21 protein-coding genes are annotated in these 24,364 nt (G+C 33.3%); 10 read left to right on the top strand and 11 right to left on the bottom strand.

The genetic code is table 11. The features are described 5' to 3' along the window. Positions 1 to 5: 5 nt before the first annotated feature. From ccoN to ACNQGJ_RS06515, 3 genes are all read right to left on the bottom strand, one after another. Positions 6 to 2,195, bottom strand: a complete 2,190-nt coding sequence (gene ccoN, locus ACNQGJ_RS06525; protein ID WP_417972312.1) for a cytochrome-c oxidase, cbb3-type subunit I — start codon at positions 2,193 to 2,195, stop codon at positions 6 to 8. A 65-nt stretch (positions 2,196 to 2,260) separates the two neighbouring features. Next, positions 2,261 to 2,452 (bottom strand): cbb3-type cytochrome oxidase assembly protein CcoS, encoded by a 192-nt coding sequence (gene ccoS, locus ACNQGJ_RS06520; protein ID WP_417972311.1) that lies wholly within the window; start codon positions 2,450 to 2,452, stop codon positions 2,261 to 2,263. A 117-nt stretch (positions 2,453 to 2,569) separates the two neighbouring features. Next, the gene (locus tag ACNQGJ_RS06515) at positions 2,570 to 4,975 is read right to left on the bottom strand and encodes a heavy metal translocating P-type ATPase (protein WP_417972310.1); all 2,406 of its coding nucleotides are present in this window, start codon (positions 4,973 to 4,975) and stop codon (positions 2,570 to 2,572) included. Between the two features lie 109 nt (positions 4,976 to 5,084). Here ACNQGJ_RS06515 and ACNQGJ_RS06510 point away from each other — a divergent pair, with 109 nt between their 5' ends. Further along, positions 5,085 to 5,765: a Crp/Fnr family transcriptional regulator gene (locus tag ACNQGJ_RS06510; protein WP_417972309.1), complete on the top strand. Its 681-nt coding sequence runs from the start codon at positions 5,085 to 5,087 to the stop codon at positions 5,763 to 5,765. Positions 5,766 to 5,776: 11 nt separating this feature from the next. Here the strand turns inward: ACNQGJ_RS06510 and ACNQGJ_RS06505 are convergent, their stop codons facing one another. The 4 genes from ACNQGJ_RS06505 to def form a co-directional block, all read right to left on the bottom strand. After that, complete coding sequence (locus ACNQGJ_RS06505; protein WP_417972308.1) at positions 5,777 to 7,225, bottom strand: APC family permease; 1,449 nt, start codon at positions 7,223 to 7,225, stop codon at positions 5,777 to 5,779. Between the two features lie 54 nt (positions 7,226 to 7,279). After that, the gene (mazG, locus tag ACNQGJ_RS06500; protein WP_417972307.1) at positions 7,280 to 8,053 is read right to left on the bottom strand and encodes a nucleoside triphosphate pyrophosphohydrolase; all 774 of its coding nucleotides are present in this window, start codon (positions 8,051 to 8,053) and stop codon (positions 7,280 to 7,282) included. 81 nt (positions 8,054 to 8,134) lie between these two features. Next, complete coding sequence (locus ACNQGJ_RS06495) at positions 8,135 to 8,617, bottom strand: DUF5606 family protein (RefSeq protein ID WP_417972306.1); 483 nt, start codon at positions 8,615 to 8,617, stop codon at positions 8,135 to 8,137. 88 nt (positions 8,618 to 8,705) lie between these two features. Then, on the bottom strand, positions 8,706 to 9,293 hold the full coding sequence (gene def, locus ACNQGJ_RS06490) for a peptide deformylase (protein WP_417972305.1): 588 nt from the start codon (positions 9,291 to 9,293) through the stop codon (positions 8,706 to 8,708). Positions 9,294 to 9,489: 196 nt separating this feature from the next. Here def and ACNQGJ_RS06485 point away from each other — a divergent pair, with 196 nt between their 5' ends. After that, positions 9,490 to 11,703, top strand: a complete 2,214-nt coding sequence (locus ACNQGJ_RS06485) for an FUSC family membrane protein (RefSeq protein ID WP_417972304.1) — start codon at positions 9,490 to 9,492, stop codon at positions 11,701 to 11,703. A 63-nt stretch (positions 11,704 to 11,766) separates the two neighbouring features. On the opposite strand, the gene ACNQGJ_RS06480 is transcribed toward ACNQGJ_RS06485, so the two are convergent. Together ACNQGJ_RS06480 and ruvX are read right to left on the bottom strand one after the other, a co-directional pair. Then, the gene (locus ACNQGJ_RS06480) at positions 11,767 to 13,263 is read right to left on the bottom strand and encodes a malate:quinone oxidoreductase (protein WP_417972303.1); all 1,497 of its coding nucleotides are present in this window, start codon (positions 13,261 to 13,263) and stop codon (positions 11,767 to 11,769) included. Between the two features lie 118 nt (positions 13,264 to 13,381). After that, complete coding sequence (gene ruvX, locus ACNQGJ_RS06475) at positions 13,382 to 13,798, bottom strand: Holliday junction resolvase RuvX (RefSeq protein WP_417972302.1); 417 nt, start codon at positions 13,796 to 13,798, stop codon at positions 13,382 to 13,384. Between the two features lie 319 nt (positions 13,799 to 14,117). Between ruvX and ACNQGJ_RS06470 the strand changes: the two genes are divergently transcribed. The 4 genes from ACNQGJ_RS06470 to ACNQGJ_RS06455 are packed head-to-tail and all read left to right on the top strand — an operon-like array spanning position 14,118 to position 18,931. Then, positions 14,118 to 16,025, top strand: coding sequence for an acyltransferase family protein (locus ACNQGJ_RS06470; RefSeq protein ID WP_417972301.1), 1,908 nt, complete (start codon positions 14,118 to 14,120; stop codon positions 16,023 to 16,025). An 18-nt stretch (positions 16,026 to 16,043) separates the two neighbouring features. Continuing rightward, positions 16,044 to 16,859, top strand: coding sequence for a 2,3,4,5-tetrahydropyridine-2,6-dicarboxylate N-succinyltransferase (locus tag ACNQGJ_RS06465; RefSeq protein WP_417972300.1), 816 nt, complete (start codon positions 16,044 to 16,046; stop codon positions 16,857 to 16,859). 21 nt (positions 16,860 to 16,880) lie between these two features. Further along, positions 16,881 to 18,011, top strand: a complete 1,131-nt coding sequence (locus tag ACNQGJ_RS06460) for a glycosyltransferase family 4 protein (protein WP_417972299.1) — start codon at positions 16,881 to 16,883, stop codon at positions 18,009 to 18,011. A 26-nt stretch (positions 18,012 to 18,037) separates the two neighbouring features. Further along, complete coding sequence (locus ACNQGJ_RS06455) at positions 18,038 to 18,931, top strand: glycosyltransferase family 2 protein (RefSeq protein WP_417972298.1); 894 nt, start codon at positions 18,038 to 18,040, stop codon at positions 18,929 to 18,931. 10 nt (positions 18,932 to 18,941) lie between these two features. Here the strand turns inward: ACNQGJ_RS06455 and ACNQGJ_RS06450 are convergent, their stop codons facing one another. Next, a complete protein-coding gene (locus ACNQGJ_RS06450) occupies positions 18,942 to 19,703 on the bottom strand; it encodes a glycosyltransferase family 2 protein (RefSeq protein WP_417972297.1) in 762 nt (253 codons plus the stop codon). A gap of 61 nt (positions 19,704 to 19,764) precedes the next feature. After that, positions 19,765 to 20,520 (bottom strand): Kdo domain containing protein, encoded by a 756-nt coding sequence (locus tag ACNQGJ_RS06445; protein WP_417972296.1) that lies wholly within the window; start codon positions 20,518 to 20,520, stop codon positions 19,765 to 19,767. 258 nt (positions 20,521 to 20,778) lie between these two features. On the opposite strand from ACNQGJ_RS06445, the gene ACNQGJ_RS06440 reads away from it, so the two are divergent. The 4 genes from ACNQGJ_RS06440 to ACNQGJ_RS06425 all read left to right on the top strand — a co-directional run bounded on the left by ACNQGJ_RS06440 (position 20,779) and on the right by ACNQGJ_RS06425 (position 24,358). After that, positions 20,779 to 21,345 (top strand): L-threonylcarbamoyladenylate synthase, encoded by a 567-nt coding sequence (locus tag ACNQGJ_RS06440; RefSeq protein WP_417972295.1) that lies wholly within the window; start codon positions 20,779 to 20,781, stop codon positions 21,343 to 21,345. A 66-nt stretch (positions 21,346 to 21,411) separates the two neighbouring features. Beyond that, the gene (locus ACNQGJ_RS06435) at positions 21,412 to 21,795 is read left to right on the top strand and encodes a GxxExxY protein (RefSeq protein ID WP_417972294.1); all 384 of its coding nucleotides are present in this window, start codon (positions 21,412 to 21,414) and stop codon (positions 21,793 to 21,795) included. A gap of 67 nt (positions 21,796 to 21,862) precedes the next feature. Further along, complete coding sequence (locus ACNQGJ_RS06430) at positions 21,863 to 23,284, top strand: CCA tRNA nucleotidyltransferase (protein WP_417972373.1); 1,422 nt, start codon at positions 21,863 to 21,865, stop codon at positions 23,282 to 23,284. 51 nt (positions 23,285 to 23,335) lie between these two features. Beyond that, complete coding sequence (locus ACNQGJ_RS06425; protein WP_417972293.1) at positions 23,336 to 24,358, top strand: COX15/CtaA family protein; 1,023 nt, start codon at positions 23,336 to 23,338, stop codon at positions 24,356 to 24,358. Positions 24,359 to 24,364 lie beyond the last annotated feature (6 nt).

The raw sequence follows: 24,364 nt of genomic DNA, 5'->3' as shown, positions 1-24,364 counted from the left end.
GACTTTTAATTTTTAGCAGTATTTTTAACTTTTATATCTGTCCCCAATCTTTGCATATAAGCGATCATAGCTACAATTTCTCTTTCGTTCATTGGAACAAATTTTTCTCCTCTGGCTTCCGCTTTTTTCTTGCTTTCATTATAGCTTTTCACAAAATCAGGATCATTTTTCAAGCTTTCTTCAATTGCAATAGCTTGTTTTCTCAAATCATCTAAACCACTTGCAACTTCAGCTTCAGTGTAAGGAACACCAAGTGTAACCATTGCCTGCATTTTCTTTTGGGTCAAAGAAATATCCATTGGTTCATTGTCAAACAACCATTTATAACCTGGCATAATTGATCCCGCCGATATACTTTGTGGACTCCAAAAGTGATTAAAATGCCAATTGTCATTGTATTTTGCACCAACTCTTAATAAATCCGGACCGGTACGTTTTGATCCCCAAAGGAATGGATGATCATATACAAACTCACCTGCTTTCGATTGTGGTCCATAACGTTCTACTTCACTACGGAAAGGACGAACAGACTGCGAGTGACACCCTACACAACCTTCACGAATGTATAAATCACGTCCTTCTAATTCTAATGGAGAGTATGGTTTTACGCTTGCTATGGTAGAAATATTGGATTTAACCATAATGGTAGGAACAATTTGGATAACACCACCAATTAAAATTGCGAGAGTAGCCAAAATAGTTAACTGAATTGGTTTTCTTTCTAACCAAGGGTGAAATTTCTCTCCTTTTACTCTTCCGGCACTAATTTTCAATAATTCAGGTGCTTCTGCCAATTCATCTTCAATTTTAGAACCTAATCTAACAGTTTGAATAATATTGTAAACCAAAGTAATCATTCCAATTAAATAAAGGCTACCACCAATAGCTCTCATCCAGTACATTGGCATAATTTGAGTTACTGTTTCAAGAAAGTTACCGTAGGTTAATGTTCCGTCTGGATTAAACTGTTTCCACATAGAGGCTTGTAAAAAACCGGCAACATACATTGGAATTGTATATAATATAATACCTAGAGTACCGATCCAAAAGTGAAAATTAGCTAACTTAAGAGAGTACAAATTACTTTTCGTCATTCTAGGAACCAACCAGTAAATCATTCCAAAAGCCATAAATCCATTCCAAGCTAATGCGCCAACGTGAACGTGAGCAATAATCCAGTCCGTATAATGCGCAATAGCATTTACATTTTTCAGCGACAACATTGGTCCTTCAAACGTGGCCATTCCGTAACCAGTAATCGCTACTACAAAAAATTTCAAAACAGGATCTACACGTACTTTATCCCAAACCCCTCTTAGAGTTAAAAGTCCGTTTATCATACCACCCCAAGATGGAGCTAGCAACATTATAGAAAAAGCAACACCTAAATTCTGTGCCCAGTTAGGCAACGCTGAGTATAATAAATGGTGAGGTCCTGCCCAGATATAAATAAAAATTAACGACCAAAAGTGAACAATTGACAATCTGTAAGAATAAACGGGACGGTTAGCTGCTTTTGGAACAAAATAATACATCAATCCTAAGAAAGGGGTCGTCAATAAAAATGCCACAGCATTATGACCGTACCACCATTGAACCAAAGCATCTTGAACTCCTGCATAAACAGAATAGCTTTTGAATGCCGAAACAGGTAATTCTAAATTGTTAAAAATATGTAAAACTGCTACTGTAACAAATGTTGCCAAATAAAACCAAATCGCAACATATAAATGGCGCTCTCTTCGTTTTATCATGGTTCCAATCATATTGATACCCATTACAACCCAAATCAAAGTAATTGCAATGTCGATTGGCCATTCTAATTCGGCATATTCTTTTGAAGAACTAAACCCTAAAGGCAAAGTAATGGCTGCAGCAACGATAATTAATTGCCAACCCCAAAAATGAACATTACTTAAAAAATCACTAAACATTCTCGCTTTCAGTAATCTTTGTAAGGAATAATACATCCCTGCAAAAAAAGCATTACCCACGAAGGCAAAAACTACCGCATTAGTATGTAAAGGTCTTAAACGACCATAACTCAGCCACGATATACCATCGGTAATATTTGGAAAAAGGAACATAAAGGCCAATGTAAGCCCCACTATCATTCCTACCACTCCAAAGACAATGGTCGCGTAAATGAATTTTTTTACAATTTTGTTGTCATAATAAAACTGCTGCATTTCCATATTTATAATTATTATTAAAGTTGTTTATTATTTGATTGATTTGCTGAAAGTTATAAAACTAAATATTATAAAGTCGTTGAACTTTCTTTTTCCGACTTTTTATCTTTCGGCTTGATTAGCTCATCGTCAAAAAGCATTCTGACTGATGGCGTGTAATCGTCGTCATATTGACCTGTTTTTACTGCTCGTATAAAAGCAATAAAAAAACCAATGGCGACTATTATACTGATGGAGATTAATAAATAAATGACACTCATACCTTAATTTGTGTTAACAAAGTTACCTTGACGTTTCCGAGTAAAATATGACATTTGTCATACTTATTTTTATGTGTTAAATTTATGTGAAAGCGAAACTCAAAAACTTATAAAATTCTATTTTTTATTTGCATAATAACTACTCATTAGCGTTACAAAACTTACAATGGTTATTGTGCTCAACGGCATAATAATAGCTGCAACCAAAGGCAATAAATTACCGGTAATAGCAAATGATAATCCCACCACATTGTACAATAAGGACAATGCAAAACTCATTTTGATGGTTGTTATGGAGTTCTTAGATAATTTCAAAAAATAGTCGAATTTTTGAAATTCACTGGCATCCAAAATAGCATCACAAGCTGGTGAAAAAACATTTACATTTTCAGAGATTGAAATCCCAACATTACTTTGTGCCAAAGCTCCCGCATCGTTCAGTCCATCGCCTACCATCATTACATTTTTACCGTTGTCTTGCAATTTTTTAATAAACTCTAATTTTTGTTCTGGTTTCTGATTAAAAATTAATTCAGTGCCTTTCGGCAAAAGTTGTTCAAGAATGGCGCGTTCGCCTTCATTGTCACCAGATAAAACCTTGATTTGATAATTACCGCTCAAGTTCTTAAAAAGCGTTTCCAATCCTTCTCTGTATTGATTGTTAAAAATGAATTTTCCGTAATAAACATCATTTATTTTTATGTGAACCGATGTTTGCTGGATGTTATTTTCTTCGATTTTATTTACAAAGTCAGATGAACCAATTTGAATTTGGTACCCAAAAATCTGCGCTTGAATTCCTTTTCCGGTAATTTCTTCAAAATGATCCAGTTTCAACTTTTTAGTATCATTTGCCGCCGTATGTTGCAAAAGTGGAATAGGCAAATAATCATATAACATACGGCTCAACGGATGATTGGAAGCCCGAAGCACATTTTTTATCAGTACTATATTTTCATCGGAAAGAGCAGTTCCATTATACGAAATATTCGATTTTTTATTGGTCGTAATGGTTCCTGTTTTATCAAAAACAATCGTATCTACTTTTGCCAATTGCTCAATAACCAAAGCATTTTTGAGATAGAATTTCTGCTTTCCTACAATCCGTAATACGTTGCCAAAAGTAAATGGCGCTGTCAATGCCAAAGCGCAAGGACAAGCAACAATAAGCACTGCTGTAAACACATTGAAAGCGGTATTAGCATCAATAAAAATCCAGTATCCAAATCCTGCAAAAGCAATCAGTAATAAAATAGGGGTAAAATAATGACTAATGCTATCGGTAATCGTTTTGTGTTTTTGCTCCACATTTTTTTGGAACACATCATTACTCCATAATTGCGTTAAGTAGCTTTGAGAAACGGAGTGTAAAACTTCCATTTCGATTACTTTCCCTATTTGTTTTCCACCTGCAAAAACTTTATCACCGGACTGTTTCGTGATGGGAACTGCTTCTCCTGTGACAAAACTATAATCGATTTCTGCTTTTTCTGAAATTAAAATTCCATCAACCGGAATGAGTTCTTGGTTTCTAATGAGTAAGCGATCGCCTTTTTCGATCTCGTAAACAGGGACACTTACCTCTGATAAATCCGCATTAATTTTGGTAATCGCTATTGGAAAATACGATTTAAAATCCCTTTCGAAACTCAAAAAACTATAGGTTTTAATTTGAAACATTTTACCCAACAGCATAAAGAAAATCAACCCTGTTAAGCTGTCGAAAAAACCAGAACCATAGTCCATCACAATATCAAACGAACTTCGAACAAACATTACCACAATTCCTAAAGCGATAGGAATATCAATGTTGAGCATTTTTGTTTTGATACTTTTAAACGCCGAAACATAATACCCACTCGCCGAGTAAAAAAAACTGGGTAGCGCTAAAGCAAAAATTAACCATCGGAAAAAACCACGGTATTGGTCTAGCCAGTACTCTTTTACTTCAAAATATTCCGGAAACGAAAGCAACATGATATTTCCGAAACAAAAGAAAGCAACGCCTAATTTATACGTTAAACTTCTGTCCACATTATTGCTACCCATTTCATAGTTTTCTAAACTAATGTAAGGTTCATAACCGATGGAACTCAACAAGTAAACAATCTTTTTGATCGAAACCACTTCAGGATTAAAGGTGATTCGAACTCTTTTTTCAGGAAAATTGACCTGAGAAGTAGTTATCCCTTTTTGAAGACGCTGTAGATTTTCCAGAATCCAAATACACGAGCTACAATGAATATGAGGAATGTTAAGTGAAATAATTGCAGTTGAATTTTCTTGAAATTCCAAAAGTTTGGATACAATACTTTCATTGTCTAAAAAATCAAATTTACCGTTAATATTTTGCGGAGTTGCTCCAGGGGATTTTTCAAAATCATAATAGCAAGTCATATCATTAAGGCTGAAAATTTCGTACACAGTTTTACAACCATTGCAACAAAAATTCCGTGCGTCAAAAATAATTTCTTCTTCTTTTATAATATTTAAACCACAATGGAAACAGTTTTGTGTGTCCATAACTTTGCTCATTTTACCTAGAACAAAGTACCTAAACGATTGTTACTTAAAACATGACATTTATCATATTAAAGAGTTACTTTTGTACCGTATTTAAATGATAAGTAATATGAGCAAATGCGAACAATGTATCGTCAGAGAATTTAGCTCCTTAAAGGCACTTACCAAAGACGAATTACTAAAACTTTCTGATTGTAAAACCTCCCATATCATTAAAAAAGGGGAAGTTATATTTGAAGAAGGAGAAAATGTGAATGGTATATATTGCATAAAAGATGGCATTTGTAAACTGACTAAACTTAGTGCAAATGGCAAAGATCACATCGTGAAATTAGTTACAAAAGGAGAATTACTGGGACAACGATCCATGATTAGTGATGAACCAGTAAATCTAAGCGCCGTAGCCCTTGAAGATATGCAAGTTTGTTTTATTCCAAAATCAGAAGTGATGGGTTACTTTGACAAGAACAATCAGTTCTCGATGAATGTGATGAAAACTATTTGTGGTGATTTAAAAGAGGCCGATGATAACATGGTTAATTTAGCCCAAAAAACCGTTAAAGAAAGACTCGCCGAAACGCTACTTTATTTACATGATACTTTTGGAAAAAACAAGGACAACTCTTTAAAAGTACAACTTTCCAGAGATGAACTAGGCAGTATGATTGGAACAGCTACTGAAAGTTGTATTCGTTTATTATCGGATTTTAATAAATTAGGATTGATTGAATTGACTGGTAAAAAAATCGTTTTAAAAGACATCAATGCACTAAAAAGGATGGCCGATTAATGTAATCTCTTTTACGCTTTCTTGTTCATCAAAAAATAATATACCGGAATTCCTAACGCCACAATACACAATCCCAATCCCGTATTAAACGTATCGTAAATCAATAACGTGAGACAAATCGCTACTGTAACTACGATATAAAGTGCCGGTACAACTGGATAGCCAAACGCTTTGTATGGTCTGTCAGCATTGGGTTCTTTTTTTCGAAGGATAAATACACCAAGAATCGTTAAGATATAAAATAACAACGATGCAAAAGTCGCGTAGGTCAACAAATCGCCAAATTTTCCTGAAATACAAAGTACACAAGCCCAAATACATTGCACCCACAATGCTTTGGCTGGGACTTGATTTTTATTGAGTTCAGTAGCTTGTTTAAAGAACAAACCATCCTTTGCCATAGCAAAAAACAACCTTCCTCCCGATAGAATCAAACCGCTATTGCAACCAAAAGTGGAAATCATGATTAAGCCAGCCATGACAAAAACACCTACATTTCCCACAATCATACTTGCTGCAGCCGCTCCTACTCTATCATTACTCGCAAACATGATTCCGTTACTGGCAATATCAGCAGTGTTTGGAGTTCCTTGCATTGGCAATAATGCCAAATAAGCAACATTCGCTAAAACATAAATAATAGTTACAATTAAGGTTCCCAGAAAAAGACTTCGTGGAATATTCTTTTTTGGTTCTTTAATTTCTCCTGCAATAAAAGTGACATTATTCCAGGCATCACTTGAGAATAACGAATTGATTATAGTTGCTCCAGCCGCGCCCAAAATAGCCATTCCAGCTAATTTTGTTGTGGTAATTGTTCCGTCTGCATTCACAACTGTTTTGCTTGCTTGCCACATGTTTGCAAAATTGTTGGACAATACATCCGTTTGTAAACCAACATATAATCCTAAAACAATTAGTGCAAAAAGTGCAATTAATTTAGCCGAAGTAAAAATCAATTGAACTGTCTTTCCGTTTTCTACCCCTTTGGTATTGATGTACGTTAGCAGTATTATACTAAAAATAGCCAATAGTTTTTGGTACGAAAAAACAAATCCAGTACCAACAGTAAAAAGGGCCTGATCTAGTACAGGAAAGAAGATAGCGGCATAATTTGCGAAAGTAACTGCAATAGCGGCAATTACACCCGTTTGAATCACTGTAAAAACGGTCCAGCCATACAGGAAGGAAACTAATCTTCCGTATGCGCGCTGTATATAAACGAATTGGCCACCCGCATTAGGCATCATCCCAGCCAATTCACCATAACTTAATGCTGCAGCAACGGTAATTAATCCCGTTACCAACCAAATTACCAATAACCAAGCGGCAGAGCCAATATCTCTTGTCATTGCTGATGTTACAATGAAAATCCCTGATCCTATCATGGAACCGGCAACTAAACTTGTGGCATCAATTAATCCTAAAGAACGTTTTAACTCGATTTTATTTTTTGGCATTGGATATTATTATGAATGATGATAATTTTAATTATTTAATCCTGAATATGAGTGTTATAACTTCTTCGCTTCTTCCCAAAACACATCCATTTCGGCTAGAGTCATATCCATTAAGGGTTTTCCTAATTCTCCAGCTTTGTTTTCTAAATATTGAAAGCGTTTAATGAATTTTTTGTTGGTTCGCTCCAAAGCATCTTCAGGATTTACGTTAAGAAATCGGGCGTAATTTATCATCGAAAATAAAACATCCCCAAATTCGGCTTCAATTTTATCTTGATCTCCTGCTGTAACCTCAACTTGTAATTCTTCCAGTTCTTCTTGAACTTTATCCCATACCTGATGCGATTCTTCCCAATCAAAACCCACACCTTTTACTTTATCCTGAATTCGGCTTGCTTTAACTAAAGCAGGTAAACTTTTAGGAACACCTTCCAAAACAGACTTTCTGCCTTCCTTAAGTTTCAATTTTTCCCAGTTTTGTTTCACTTCTTCCTCATCTTTCACCACCACATCGCTATAAATATGCGGATGCCGGTGAATCAACTTTTCACAAATTTCAGTACATACATCACCCATGTCAAAATCGTTAGTTTCGCTTCCTATTTTGGCATAGAACACAATATGCAGCAACAAATCCCCCAGTTCTTTCTTGACTTCATTTAAATCGTTGTCTAAAATAGCATCGCCTAATTCGTAGGTTTCTTCAATGGTAAGTTGGCGCAACGATTGCATGGTTTGATTTTTGTCCCAAGGACATTTTTCTCGCAAATCATCCATAATGTCTAATAATCTTTCGAAAGCTTGCAGTTGATTTTGTCTTGAATTCATCGGAAATGGTTTTTGGTAAAAATAAAAAAATCCCGTTCAGAAAAATAGCTGAACGGGATTAAATATTATTATAAAGAAAAATTACTCTTTTTTAGCTTTTGCTTTTTTAGCTGGCGCTTTTGTTTCTGTTACCAGAGCTTCTTCACCTGCAATAACAAGTTCCTCAACAACTGCTGGGGCTTCATCGATAACTAATCCTTTTGCTTGAAGCATATTATACCAGTTTAAAACTTTTTTAATGTCAGAAGGATATACTCTTTCTTCGTCATAATCAGGTAAAATTTCTTTAAAATAAGCCGCCAATGTAGCATTATCTTCTTTATGAGAAATGGCTTGACCTTTGTTTTCTTTATCAGCAATTTTTTGCATGATTTCAGCTAAAGGTTTCTCGCCTTCATAGGTGTAAATTGAAATTTCCGACAATAAACTCACATTACTTTTTAAGTTTACTGTGATTTTCTTTTCATCTAATAATGATTCAGCAACAAACCCAGTACGTGTTTGCACTCTTAATACATATAAACCTGGTTTCCCAGAAATGGCTAATATTTTTTCTAAATTCATGTTTTGTGTAATTATTATTAAGAATTTGACTTATTTGTTTCTCAGTTAAAACCAAAAATCATACCAAAATAAGCGTGTATAACCTGTTTTATCTTCCTTTTTTAGCAAAAAATTTCATGCGGTACTCTTGGAATGTTTTTCCTTCCATAATATTTTTCAGTTTCTTTTGTATCAATCGTTTTTTTAAGGATGATATTTTATCTGTGAATAAAACGCCTTCAATATGATCGTATTCATGTTGGATTACCCTGGCAATTAGTCCATCAAAAACTTCGGTTTTCATCACAAAATCCTCTTCACAATATTCGATCGTTATGGTTGGATTCCTGTATACATCTTCTCTAACATCAGGAATACTCAAGCAACCTTCATTAAAACTCCATTCTTCACCTTCTTCTTTTATCATTTTTGCATTGATAAAAGTTCTTTTAAATCCTTTTAGTTCTTTTTGTTCTGTCTCCTCTAATTCTTCATCATCACTAAAAGGAGTCGTATCGATTACAAATAAACGAAATGCCAATCCTACTTGAGGTGCGGCAAGTCCGACACCATAGGCATTATACATCGTTTCGTACATGTTAGCAATCGTTTCTTTCAAATTAGGTTGCTCTAGTGAAAGAACCTCGCCTACTTTTCTCAAAATTGGATCACCGTATCCTAAAATTGGTAAAATCATTGTTTTTATATTAAGTCTTATCTACTGCAAATCGGAATAAGTTCCCCTTTAATTCAGTCTGCAAAAATAGTAAAAAAATAGACAATGAATAATCCTCTATCGATAATTAGTGTTTTTTTACCATTTAGGTAAAAACAGGCACACATATTCTTTGAATGAGTTGCTCAATTCTTACCTTTGCTAGCTATCCAATTGTATGATTTACAAAATTCGAAAATTTACCGACAGTACAAATTTTACTAATGCTCTCAAAGTAACCATAGCAGCAGTTATTCCAGTTATCCTACTTTCTTTAGTAGGCAAATTCGAAGTAGGTTTTACCATAGCTTTAGGTGCTATTTTTGCGTATCCGAGCGACATTCCAAGTAATCTTAAACATAAAATAATAGGTGTCTTGGTGACGGCTTTTCTTGTTGCAGGTGTCAATTTACTAGTGAATATTGTCTTTCCCTACCCTACACTATTCTATCCTTTTTTGATGGTATTAATTTTTCTGATAGCTATGATTTCTGTTTATGGACACCGGGCAACAATGGTCTCTTTCTCTGCGTTAATTTCAGTTTCTTTGGCGTTTGCAAGCATCAATACCGGTTGGGCGATGATTCAGCATGCAGGCCTGATTCTTAGCGGAGGACTATTCTATCTCCTTATTTCCCTAATTTTTCATTATATACGACCTCATCGGTATGTCGAATTACAAATTGCAGAATGCATCAAACTTACGGCTAAATATTTAAAATTACGAGGTGATTTATGGACCTTTAATGCTGATAAAAAAGCGATTATTGAAAAACAATTACACCTTCAGGTTGAACTGAACACCATAAGACAAAACATAAGAGAAGTATTGATGAGCGGTCATACTTCTTCTGGATCGTCCAATCAAAACCGAAAAATGTTAATCGTTTTTATTTCATTGATTGAAATTCTGGAACTTGCATTATCCACTTCGTTCGACCATGATAAATTGCATCAAAAATTTGATGACCAACCAAAGGTCTTGTTAACTTATCAAAAATTAGCCTATACTCTTGCCTCAAGTTTAAAGCAATTGTCAAAAAGCGTAAAAAAACGAACTACTTACTTTTCTAAACATACTTTACTAAGTGAACTGGATGATTTACAACTTGCCATCACTGATTATGCAAATGATTTAGGAAAAGTTCCCGCTTCCGAAGGTGTTTTTATGTTGACCACCATGTTACAATATGCTGAAAAACAAGTAGAGAAAATAACAATTGTAGAGCGCGCTATTACGTTAGCTTTCAATTTACAGGACTTTAAAGAAAAGGATAAAGACTTAGAGAAATTCCTGACGCCTCAATATTATCCGTTGAGTACTTTGACTGAAAATCTCAGCTTCTCATCCACTATTTTCAGACATTCGTTACGATTAACCCTAACATTATTGATTGGTTTTATCATTGGAAATGTACTGACTTTTCATAACGTCTATTGGATTTTACTAACAATTATAGTTATTCTGCAACCTGGCTATGGCCTGACCAAACAGCGTTCATTTAATCGAATTTTTGGTACAATTCTAGGCGGTTTAATCGCATTTGGGATTCTTTCATTGGTGCAAAACAAAATCACATTAAGTATTCTTTCTATAATAAGCATACTTTTAGGATTTTCATTTACCCAAATAAATTATAAAGTTAGCGCCACATTCGTGACCATTTACGTTGTATTTATTTACGGGGTTTTAACCCCTAATATTGGAGATGTAATTCAATATAGAATCCTCGATACCGTTGTAGGTGCAGCACTAGCGTTTCTTGCTAATCACTTTTTATGGCCTTCGTGGGAATTTCTAAATATTCCGTCACACATAGAAAAAGCTATTAGTGCTAATCAAAATTACTTAAAAGAAATTTCTATTTTTTATAATAAAAAAGGGACAATTTCTACTTCATATCGTTTAGCTCGAAAAAATGCATTTATCGAAATAGGAAATTTAATGGCTTCTTTCCAAAGGATGGCACAAGAACCAAAATCAAAACAAAAGCAATTACCCCAAGTATATAAACTAGCGGTACTTAATCATTCATTGTTATCCTCATCGGCTTCGTTGGGAACGTACATTCAATCACATAAAACTACATCAGCTTCTGAAGCGTTTAATGTTGTAGTCGATACTGCTGTTAAAAATCTGGATCATGCAACTTCTCTTTTGAAAGAAAAAGATTTATACCTCAACGAAAATCTTCTCACGGAAGATTTAGCCATGCGATTTACGGAATTAAGAAATAGTAGTGCCAAAGAAATAAAAGAGGGTATTGCTACTGATGAAGAAGCGTTTCAATTGAAAATGCAGGAAACGCAATTGGTAATTGAGCAATTAATTTGGTTAACTAATCTTTCTGAAAATATTTTGAAAACTACAAAAGAATTAAAGGAGTCGTAAAGAAAAAAGCGCTGGAATTAAAAATACTTAAATCCAGCGCCTTTTGTTTTATTTCTGGATTTTCTAATTATTCAATTTTAAAACGGAAGCCGTTAATGCTCTAATTTCAACTAATAAAGAGGGATTATCATTCAAAGTCTGCCCATAAGATGGAATCATAATTTTTAATTTTTCCTGCCATTCCGGAGTTTTAAATTGATCTTTAAAACATCTTTCTATTAAATCAATCATAATAGAAACTGCTGTTGAAGCCCCAGGAGAAGCGCCTAGTAAAACAGCTAAAGTTCCATCAGTAGTTGTGATTACCTCTGTACCAAACTCTAATATTCCACCTCCTCTTTCATCTTTTTTTATCACTTGAACACGTTGTCCAGCACGTTCTAATTTCCAATCTATGCCTCTAGCGCCAGGAACATATTCTCGCAGCGCATTGATTCGGTCTTTAGGTGACTGACGCACTTGCTCGATCAAATATTTTGTAAGAGGAATATTTTTAATTCCTGCAGCAATCATAGGAATGATATTATCTGATTTTATAGATAGTGGCAAATCAGAATACGAACCATTTTTTAAAAATCGAGTAGAAAAACCCGCAAAAGGTCCAAAAAGTAGTTGCCTTTCTCCATTTATCATTCGGGAGTCTATGTGCGGAACTGACATTGGTGGTGCGCCCACACTCGCTTTTCCATATACTTTGGCCTGATGTTTAGCAATCACTTCAGGATTTGTACATTTTAACCATTGTCCGCTTACCGGGAAACCGCCGTAGCCTTTTCCTTCCGGAACATTTGCTTTCTCTAATAATGGCAGCGATCCTCCACCAGCTCCAATAAAAACAAATTTGGTATAGGCTTTTCTTTTTTGGCCTGTAGCCAAATCCGTAACTTTTATTCGCCACGATTTATCTTCACGCTGTCTCAATTTTTGAACTTCATGGTTGAAATACATTGTAACGCCATCCAATGTAGTTAGATAACTAAAAATACTTCGGGTTAACTCTCCAAAATTAACATCAGTTCCAATTGCCACTGAGGTTGCGGCGACTTTCTCAGATTCTGATCTGCCTTCCATTACAAGAGGCATCCATTCTTTTAATTGCGCAAAATCAGTACTGAAAACCATTTGTTTAAAAAGAGGATTCAAATGTAAAGCCTCAAATCTTGTTTTAAGGTATGCTACATTTTTTTCCCCCCAAACAAAACTCATGTGCGGTATACTTTTAATGAAATTTTCAGGTGACGAAACTTTGTTTTGTTGCACTAAATAGGCCCAAAACTGTCTAGAAACCTCGAATGACTCTGCAATACTGATTGCTTTTTTGGGATTGATGCTTCCATCTATACTCTCTGGAGTATAATTAAGCTCGCAAAAAGCGGAATGTCCGGTTCCGGCATTATTCCATGCATCAGAACTTTCGGCAGCAGCCATATCTAATCTTTCGTAAATTTCAATCTTTATATCGGGTTGTAATTCTTTGAGGATTAAGCCAAGTGTGGCGCTCATTATTCCAGCTCCTATAAGAACTACGTGACTTTGCGAACGAATTGTTGTATCGGGCATAACAAAATTTTAAAGTGCAAAGATACTTTATAAATGCAAAAAAAATGTAACAAATTAGTGTTAAAAAGTACGGTTTACTAGTCAATCGTAGTCTTCTAATCTATTTTGTTTTGAATTTTTAAAAGATCTTTCGACTCAAATAATCTTGCAGCATTATCGTTGCCGAAATCTCGTCGATAAGACCTTTATTTTGACGCTGTTTCTTACTAAGCCCACTGTCAATCATCGTTTGAAAAGCCATTTTTGAAGTAAAACGTTCATCTACCCGAATGACTTTCATATCCGGAAAATGATTGGTAAAATGCGTTACAAAACCTTTAATGATAGCAGCGCTTTCTGAAGGTTCACCATTCATTTGTTTGGGTTCACCAATAAGAACAGCTTCAACTTTCTCTTTGGAAAAATAGTCCTTCAAAAAAGCAATTGCAGTTGCGGATGGAATGGTTGTTAATCCGGAGGCTATGATTTTCATTTCATCGGTAACCGCTATTCCGGTTCGTTTTTGACCGTAGTCTATGGAAAGTATTCTTGGCATTTTATATAAAATTAAAAACTGTATGAAATATTATGTTTGGTAAATCCAAACATAAAAATAGTTTACGGATTATTTTTAATGTAATAAACAGACACCTCTTTTAAAAACAAGAATGTTACTATTATTTAAACACTTAAATTTTTTAAAATTAAATAGTTGTTTCTCTGATGCAATATTTTACAGCACAAATGTAAAACATTTTAATCTAAAATTAATTTTAAGTAAAACAACCACAAAAAGTTGAAAGTGTAACATCATCAAATAAAAATTTACTTTTGATTTTGGTATAAAATTCTATCTTTGTCCAAAAAGCAATTTCATGAAATTTAACTTTTCTTACCGCCCTGATATTGATGGAATTCGAGCAATTGCTGTATTATTAGTAATTTTATATCACGCAAACTTTTCTTTTATCAAAGGAGGTTATATAGGAGTTGATGTTTTTTTTGTTCTTTCTGGTTTTCTAATTACGTTGACTATTGATAAAGAAATGAATACAAATTCTTTTTCTTTTAAACAGTTTTATTTAAGACGAATTAGACGAATAATTCCTGTGCTTGTGTTTGTGATGCTTGTAATAACTATTCCAGCCTATTTATTTTTGTTCTCTAATAATCTGGAATTCTACTCCAGAACTTTAATTCATACCTTACTTTCTACTAATAATTTTTATTTGTGGATAAACAATGGAGATTATTTTGCCGAAAATTCAGATCTAATCCCATTTCTGCACACTTGGTCATTATCGGTTGAAGAACAGTTCTATTTTTTATGGCCTCTTTTATTATTGTTTTTGCACAAAAAATTGAGTTTACAAAAAAGGTTTGCCTTTATGTTTCTTTTTCTAATACTTGGAATTATACTTTCCGTTTATTTAGTACATACTAATCCAACCATGGCTTACTTTTTGTTGCCAGCACGTATATTTGAGCTCACAATTGGCGCATGCTTAGCTATGTATTGGGAAAGACTACCTTCATTATCTAAACCTAAGAATAGCTTTATTTCGTTAATTGGTTTATCCTTGATCTTAATTCCAGCCGTGGTATTAAATAAATTGAGCTTATTTCCAGGATTAAATGCGTTCTGGCCCTGTCTAGGAACAGCTCTACTTATTTTCACAGGAAAAGACTCTAAAAACCAGGGTATTGTTAATCAACTATTACAAAACAAAGGTTTGGTTTTTATCGGTTTACTCTCTTACTCCCTCTATTTATGGCATTGGCCAGTATTTGTTTTCATCCAGTATCTGGGAATCAATTTAGATGGAATTACACGAATTTATTCACTAATCTTTATTTTCATTATCTCGTTTTTCTCTTGGCGTTTTGTAGAACAGCCCTATAGAACAAAGTATAAATATGACTTCAGAAAAACGGCACTGGTTGTTTTGCTACCATCCTTTGTAACGATTACTTTTATATACGCTGTTTTAGATGCTAAAGATGGGTTTCCCGAACGATTTCCTGAACTTTCAGAATTTACCCCAAAAACCAATTATCCAAATAAAATCAGAAAACAATGTTTTGACAAATTTAAAATAGGAAATTGTGAAGAATGTTTTTTAGGAATACAAAAAGATACATTAGACGGGCTTCTGATAGGAGATTCTTTTGCAAACCACACGGCAGCTTTTCTTGATGTTTTAGCTAAAGATGCCGGATTATACATACACGACAGTGCTGCTGGAGGATACCCATTTTTAAATAAATTAAATGATGACGGTTCTCCTATTTTCCCAGCAGAATATGCAATAAAAAGATTAGAATATGCAAAAAAATTTAAAACCATTTTTATTGCTGCAAGTTGGGAAGAATTTTCAAATCCTGATAACATAAACTATCGATCTACAATAAATACCATTGGAAATTTAGTTCAATCTGGCAAAAAAATCGTACTGTTTGATTGTTTAAGAGCAACATCAGAAATGGATTTACACAAACTTAAGTTATTAAAAACAGGAAAAACTGTTTTTTTTTCCGAAAGAGATTTTTCGATACCATTTACTCCAAGAGCTAAAAATTACATTGTTTATGTAATGAAAAAAAAATTTCCTTCTATTATGGTAATTGACTTAAATGATGCAATGTGTAAAGATGACAAATGTGATTTAGAACTAAACAATACTATAATTTACAGAAACTTTAACCACTTAAATACAAGTGGAGCAAGATTAATTGGAGAAAAATACATTAAAATAAAAGGAAATCCATTAAAAAATTTATAACCCTAAAACGATAAAAAAATGAATCAATTACAGACTATCATAGAACAAGCTTGGGAAAACCGTGCTTTGTTACAAGAAACGAAAACTACCAATGCTATCAGAGAAGTGATCGAATTATTAGATACCGGAAAATTACGTGTTGCTGAACCAGTTGGAGAGGGATGGCAAGTAAACGAATGGGTAAAGAAAGCGGTGGTAATGTATTTCCCAATTCAAAAAATGGAAACATTAGAGTCTGGAATTTTCGAATACCATGACAAAATGTTATTGAAAAGAGGTTATGCGGAGAAAGGAATTCGTGTGGTTCCTAATGCAGTAGCGCGTTACGGGGCGTATATTTCTAGTGGTGTTATCCTAATGCCAAGCTATGTAAATATTGGTGCTTATGTTGACGAAGGAACAATGGTAGACACATGGGCAACCGTAGGAAGCTGTGCTCAAATTGGCAAAAACGTACACTTAAGTGGTGGCGTTGGTATCGGTGGTGTTCTAGAACCATTACAAGCTGCTCCGGTTATTATAGAAGACGGTGCTTTTATTGGTTCGCGTTGTATCGTGGTTGAAGGAGTTCACGTTGGAAAAGAAGCCGTTCTTGGTGCCAATGTTTGCTTGACTGCCTCTACAAAAATTATTGATGTTACAGGTGAAACTCCTATTGAAATGAAAGGTTTTGTTCCTGCTCGTTCAGTAGTGATTCCCGGAAGTTATACAAAAACGTTTCCAGCAGGAGATTTTCAGGTGCCTTGTGCCTTAATCATTGGAACACGTAAGCCTTCAACAGATTTGAAAACATCATTGAACAATGCTTTACGCGAATATGACGTAGCGGTATAACAAGTAGTAAAAATAAAAAAAATGAATATTGGCTTTGAAGCAAAAAGAGTTTTTCATAATAAAACAGGACTTGGCAATTATAGCCGGGATTTAATACGCTTACTCAGCCAATATTCTCCTGAAAATAATTATTTCTTATACAATCCTAAATTTTCAGACGTAAAACTATTTGAAGCAAATAACATTAACGTTTTTGAGAAAAAACCATCTTCTTTTTTTTACTCAAAATTTTATAATTTTTGGAGACAAAGAGGAGTTACAGAAGATTTAGTAAAAGATAAAATCAATATTTTTCATGGATTATCCGGAGAAATTCCTCGTGGATTACGTGCTAAAAACATTAAAAGTGTAGTTACGATTCACGATTTAATATTCGTTAAATACCCACATCTTTATTCTTTCTTTGACAGAAAAATTCATTTTTATAAATTTAAAAAAGCCGCTCAACAAGCTGATTTGGTTTTAGCGATTAGTGAACAAACAAAAAAAGACATTGTTGAGTTTCTAAAAATTGACGCTTCAAAAATAAAAGTTATTTATCAGGGATGTCATGCCGTTTTTAAAAAAGACTTTTCAGACGACGAATACAAAGAAGTTATTACTAAATTTAATTTACCTAAACAATTTATTCTTAACGTAGGCACAATTGAGACTAGAAAAAACATTTTATTAGCTGTGAAAGCAGTAAAAAACATAGACACCTGTTTAGTTATTGTTGGCAAAGAAACCGCTTACACAAACGAAATTAAAAACTATATCTCTGAGCATCATTTAGAAAATAAAGTTATATTCCTAAAAGGATTAAGCCTTCAGGAATTGGCAATACTATACAAACTTGCTAAAGTATTTGTATATCCATCACTCTATGAAGGATTTGGAATACCAATTATTGAAGCATTATATTCAAAAACTCCTGTAATAACAACTCGTGGTGGCGTTTTCGCAGAAGCTGGAGGACCAAATTCTGTTTATGTAAATCCAACAAGTGTCAATGAAATGGAAAAAGCACTTAAGACATTACTACAAAATGATGCTTTACGTAAAGAAATTGAAGAAAAAGGTTTTGAATATGTGCAAAGATTTAATGATGAAGATATTTCCAAGCAGATTATAAATTCATACTTAAACCTTATAAGTTGTCCAAAACACTAAAATACAAATACTTAAAAAACACTTCAATGCAATATGACCTGCCCATTTTGTCTTACACCGGACAAGAAATTACAAACTCTAAGTTTTCAATTTTAATCCCATCATGGAATAATTTAGACATATTAAAAATTTGCGTCGCTAGCATCTCTAAAAATTCAGCCGAAAATCATCAGATAATTATTCATGTAAATCAGGGGAATGATGGAACATTAGAATGGGTACGTGAACAGCAATTAGCATTTACTCATAGCTTTGAAAATGTGGGAGTGTGCCATGCAATGAATGCCATGGCAAAACTAGCAACCACCGATTATATCTTATATATGAACGACGATATGTATGCCTGTCCAAATTGGGATAAATATCTAATTGACGCCATTAAAGAGAATAAAGATGATTATTTTTATTTTTCAGCAACTATGATTGAACCCATAGGCATAAAAAATAAATGCGCAATTACACCACATAATTTTGGACTAACTGCTACTACTTTTGATGAAGATAGATTACTTGCTTTTGTAAAAACTGTCAAAAAAGAAGATTGGCATGGTGCTTCATGGCCTCCATCTGTTGTGCATAAAAAGCTTTGGGACCAAGTCGGTGGCTATGGTGTTGCATATTCCCCCGGATTTGGTTCTGATCCTGATTTTAGTATGAAACTATGGCAAGCAGGTGTTAGAAATTTCAGAGGAATTGGCAGCAGTTTAGTTTACCATTTCCAGTCTAAAAGTACCGAAAGAGTGGTTCGAAATAATGGGCGCCTAACATTTGCTTGCAACTGGGGAGTTCCATCAAGTTATTTTTATAAAAAAATTTTACGATTGGGAGAAACATATAATAATGATCCGTTAACTTTTTCAAAAAACAGTTCGTATCGATTCGCCCAACTACGTGCATTATGGATAAAATTTAAGGAATAAAATGAGGTAGTTATTTTTTACTTAAATGATACTTTTCATTTGTTTTAATACACTTGACTCCTGTATAAAAAGCAGAAAAATAGGCCCAATAAAAACCTTCCTTTCCGTTCATGAAATTAAATTCAAAAAAATATTTTTTAATAAATTCAAACTTTGTTTTTATAATAATTTCAAAAAGTGAGTATTTTTTATTTCTTAAAAATTTATTTTCAGCATACAACTGGGTATATTTATTAAGTTTATTAATATAACCCTGCAAGGAATCAGTCGTATAATGCAAATATGCGTTTTTAAATTTATGTGTGTTACCACGCACACAAATGCTTTCATGAACACTTTTCAAATCAAAATTACCAAACTTCTTATTAAACAATCGTAAAATATTCCTATTACTTTCATTTCCATACATGAATACTTTACCCAAAAAAACGTGTCTGCATTTTAAATAATAACCAACTATTGCAGTGTTGTTTAATTTAAATTGTTTTATTATTTCACTTATCAATTCATCCAATAACACTTCATCCGCATCTAAAGATAAAACCCAGTCATAAGATGTTTGCTGAACTGCAAAGTGTTTCTGTGTTCCGTAATCAACAAATTTGTTAAATATGACTTTGGCATTATACTTTTCACAAATAGCAACAGTATTATCTGTGCTACCAGAATCGACAACTATAATTTCGTCAGCCCAATACAATTTTTGCAAGCATTTTTCAATTATTCTCTCTTCGTTGTAGGCAATTACAATAACAGATAATTTCAATTTCATAACTTTTTTATTGAACTTTTTTAAAATTAAAGATTGTACAATTTAATATATTATTATATGATTAGTTTTTAAAAAATGATTTAATCCTAAGTTTTTTATAATGTTTTTGTTGAAATTTAGTCGTATAGAATCTTAATTTCGCAACTGTTTCATCGTACGACTTATGATATAATTTAGAATATTCCTCACTCATTATTACAATCATTTCATTCCTTGTAACAAGTTTACGCAAATTTTTCATTCGCATATTAAAGGTCATTTCTTGATGAAAACGCATTCTATTCAAATCAACCAACAAGAAATCATAGTTACCAACAGAAGTTTCTTTAATTAACGTATTTCCAGGAGAATGATCTAAAAATTCAATTCCTTTCTCATGGAGATCGAAAGAAAACCTTGTGAATTGCCTTAAAATATTTTCGAGATTCGGAAAATTTTCCATTTCAACTAGATCTCGAAACATGAAATCAAAAGTAATATGTTCACAAAAATAAAAACTTTCAGTTAAACCAATCCAATCAAATTTTTCTACATATGCAATAGGTTTTGGAGTTCCAATTCCTCTCTCTGTTAAAAGCATACCATATTCAAAAGAACGCTCCGCTTTGGATTTCCTCAAATAAGAATAAATAATCTTATTAATAAAAATAGGCTTTTTAAATGATTTAATATTACAGCTATACAATTCATTTTTAAAAAATTTTATTTCATTTCGATTTCCTTTTACAACAGTATCTCCCGAGGTATGAAATCTTTTAATTAAATCAAAAATTTCATTTTCATTTAATAACGCTTTTGGGTTAATGCTACAAATCATTATAAATATTTTTTTTTGCAAAACTACTAAGTTTATAAATAACATTAAAATTTAATATGAAAAATAGCATCCTAATAACGTAATGTTTTAAAAATTTAAAATTAATTTACATTTGTATTCCAAATGCCAATGTAAATAAACAATCAGTAGTCAATTTTTAAATCATTATGGCGCTAATTTTATTAACCGTTATTCTTTATTAATATAAGATTTACGAATAAGAATGGCTATTTTTACAACAAAAAATTTGATATTACCATGGAAATTAACGAAGAAGTTCACAAAGCCTACGAAGTTATAAAAGAAGGCGGAATTATCCTGTATCCTACTGACACCGTTTGGGGAATTGGTTGTGATGCCACTAACGCCGAGGCTGTTGCCAAAATATACCAACTTAAGCAAAGAGCCGAAACCCAAAGCATGATTGTTTTGATGAATGGTGAAAAAATGATGTACAATGTTTTTAAAGACATTCCCGAAGTAGCGTGGCAAATCATTGACTTATCCGAAAAACCAACTACGCTAATATTGGACAAACCCAGAAATGTTGCTCCCAATATCATCTCTTCGGATAACTCATTGGGAATACGCGTTGTAAAAGAACCCTTTTGCTTTAAATTAATGGAAAAAATGAAAAAACCATTGGTTTCGACATCTGCAAATGTTTCAGGTCAACCTACTCCCATTGCCTTCAAAGATATTAGTCCGGAAATTATAAAAGGTGTAGACTATGTTGTAAATTTGCACCGTGAAAAAATTGGTGGAAAACCGTCAACAATAATAAAATTAACGAATGACTCTCAGGTGAAAGTGATTCGGAAATAGATTTTTTTTTACCGCAGATTCACAGATTTTTTTTATAAAAATGAATTAACTAAGATTTAAAAATTTATGTCTCAATATTTATTTAAAGAAGAAACGTATCAAATAATTGGAATTTTATTTGAAGTACATAAAAATCTTGGAAAAGGATTTTCAGAAATAGTATATAAAGATGCATTAGCATTTGAATTTAATAATGCTAAAATTCCATTTGAAAGAGAAAAAGAATATAATGTAAATTATAAAGATACTATTTTGAAACATAAATTTTATGTGGACTTTGTAGTTTTCGATACTATAATTCTTGAAATAAAATCTTGTGAATCTTTTAATAATAGTCATATTTCTCAATGCTTAAATTATTTAAAAGTATCTAAAAGTGAATTAGCTCTTTTAGTAAATTTTAACAAATCTTCATTAGAACACAAGCGAATCGTAATGTCAAAAAATTAGCTTAAATCATTTTTAAAATTAAAAATCTGTGAATCTGCGGCAAAAAAATAAATTAGTGACTGACCGAATGAACTACAAAGAAGCCTTACAAAATAGAATCTTTCAAGTAATTTCCCAAGCGTCCCAAGAACTTAACATAGAAAGTTACGTTATTGGCGGTTTCGTAAGAGATTTGCTTTTGAAACGAGACTCAAGAAAAGACATTGATATTGTTGCCGTAGGAAGCGGAATTGAATTGGCTTTAAAAGTTTCTCAATTACTTCCAAAAAAACCAAAAGTTCAAGTTTTCAAAACATATGGAACAGCGATGTTGCGTTTTGATGATACTGAAATTGAGTTTGTAGGCGCAAGGAAGGAATCCTATCATTTTGAGAGTCGCAATCCTGTCGTAGAAAATGGGTCATTAGAAGACGACCAAAATCGGCGTGATTTTACCATAAACGCGTTAGCTTTATCGTTGAACACCGCTAATTTTGGAAAACTTTCAGATCCTTTCAATGGCTTATCTGATTTAGAAAATAAGGTAATAAAAACTCCTTTGGATCCAGACATCACTTTTTCTGATGATCCATTGCGCATGTTGAGAGGCATTCGTTTTGCGAACCAATTGGGATTTGAAATCGAAGAAAATTCATTGAATTCCATCACCAAAAACGCACACCGCATCAAAATCATTTCCGGAGAACGCATTGTTGATGAATTGAATAAAATACTTTCTACAGACAAACCTTCCATAGGATTTCTGCTTTTATTCAAAACCGGTCTATTAGATATTATTCTTCCAGAATTAACCGCTTTGAATCAAGTTGAAGAAATAGAAGGCCACACGCATAAAAATAATTTCTATCACACACTTGAGGTTGTTGATAATATTTGTCCGCATACTGATGATGTCTGGCTGCGCTGGTCAGCATTACTACACGACATTGGAAAAGCACCGACAAAACGCTTTAATAAAAAACAAGGCTGGACCTTTCATGGACATGAATTTCTTGGCGGAAAAATGGCAAAGAAAATATTTGAGCGTTTGCACATGCCTTTAAATCAAAAAATGAAATTTGTGCAAAAAATGGTCATGATGAGTTCGCGTCCGATCGTTTTATCACAAGACACTGTTACGGATTCAGCGGTACGTCGTTTAGTTTTTGACGCTGGTGAAGATGTTGAAAATCTGATGACGCTGTGCGAAGCTGATATCACTACAAAAAACGCTAATAAATTCAAGAAATACCACAATAATTTTGTAATTGTACGCCAGAAAATTGTGGAAGTTGAAGAACGCGATCATGTTCGTAATTTTCAGCCACCAATTTCAGGAGAGGAAATAATGGAAAAATTCAATTTAAAGCCATCCAAAGAAATCGGTATGCTAAAAGAAGCCATAAAAGAAGCGATTTTAGAAGGAGAAATTCCGAATGAATATGAGCCAGCATATCAATTCATGCTAAAAAGAGCTGCAAAAATTGGATTAAAGATTAACGCTTGTTGAATTAACAATTAATTACATTTCAAATATCTTTGCATAAATTAATTTCAGACAATGAAGAAAGAGAATAATTACGTAATCATTTGGTTGTTATCGGGATGCTTATTATTGTTTATGATGGTTGTCGTTGGAGGAATTACCCGATTGACCAATTCCGGTTTATCAATGACCGACTGGCATTTAGTAACCGATACTTTTCCTCCTTTGACAGCAGAAAAATGGTCACAAGCTTTCGACGAATATAAAAAATTTCCAGAATATCAAAAAATAAACATCCACAATGATTTTACGTTAAGTGACTACAAATTCATTTATTTTTGGGAATGGTTCCACCGTTTTATAGGAAGAATAATTGGTTTGGCATTTATTGTTCCCTTTGTTTATTTCTTGTTCAAGAAACGTCTTTCGAAGGAAACCATCAAAAAATGCGTGCTTTTGTTATTCATGGGCGCTTTTCAAGGATTTCTAGGTTGGTTTATGGTACGAAGCGGATTAATAAACAATCCAGATGTTAGCCATTTTAGATTGGCATTACATCTCACATTTGCCTTTATTACCTTTGCTTACACACTTTGGGTAGCTCTGGATTTGATCTATCCAAATAAAGTGACTGTATTACTTCCATTGCGAAATCTTGCGCGTGTCGCATTAGTTTTTCTAATTATCCAAATCATTTATGGAGGTTTTGTTGCGGGTTTGAACGCAGGATTAATTCACAATTATTGGCCTTTAATGAGTGACGGACAATTCATTCACGATAGCGTTTTTATAGAAAAAAGCACATTGTTTTTGAATTTTATTGAAGGAAAAAGCGGCGTTCAATTCGTACACCGAACGATGGCGTACGTCGTGGTAGGATTAATTCTCGCACTTTATCTCACCAGTAAAAAACATATTCTTACATCGCTTCAGAAAAAAGGAATTAATATATTGGTATTGATTGTATTTTTGCAGTTCCTGTTAGGCGTATTTACTTTACTTTACAGTGTTCCACTTTGGCTGGGATTATTGCATCAAGTAATGGCTTTCTTACTAATGACGGCAATGACATTTACTTTACATCGATTATCAAAATAAAAATAT

The sequence above is a fragment of the Flavobacterium cryophilum genome, assembly GCF_048286555.1.
In the GTDB taxonomy this organism is placed as follows: Bacteria; Bacteroidota; Bacteroidia; order Flavobacteriales; family Flavobacteriaceae; genus Flavobacterium.
Note: the sequence above shows the minus strand (reverse complement) of the source record. Positions and strands in the feature narration are given on the sequence as shown.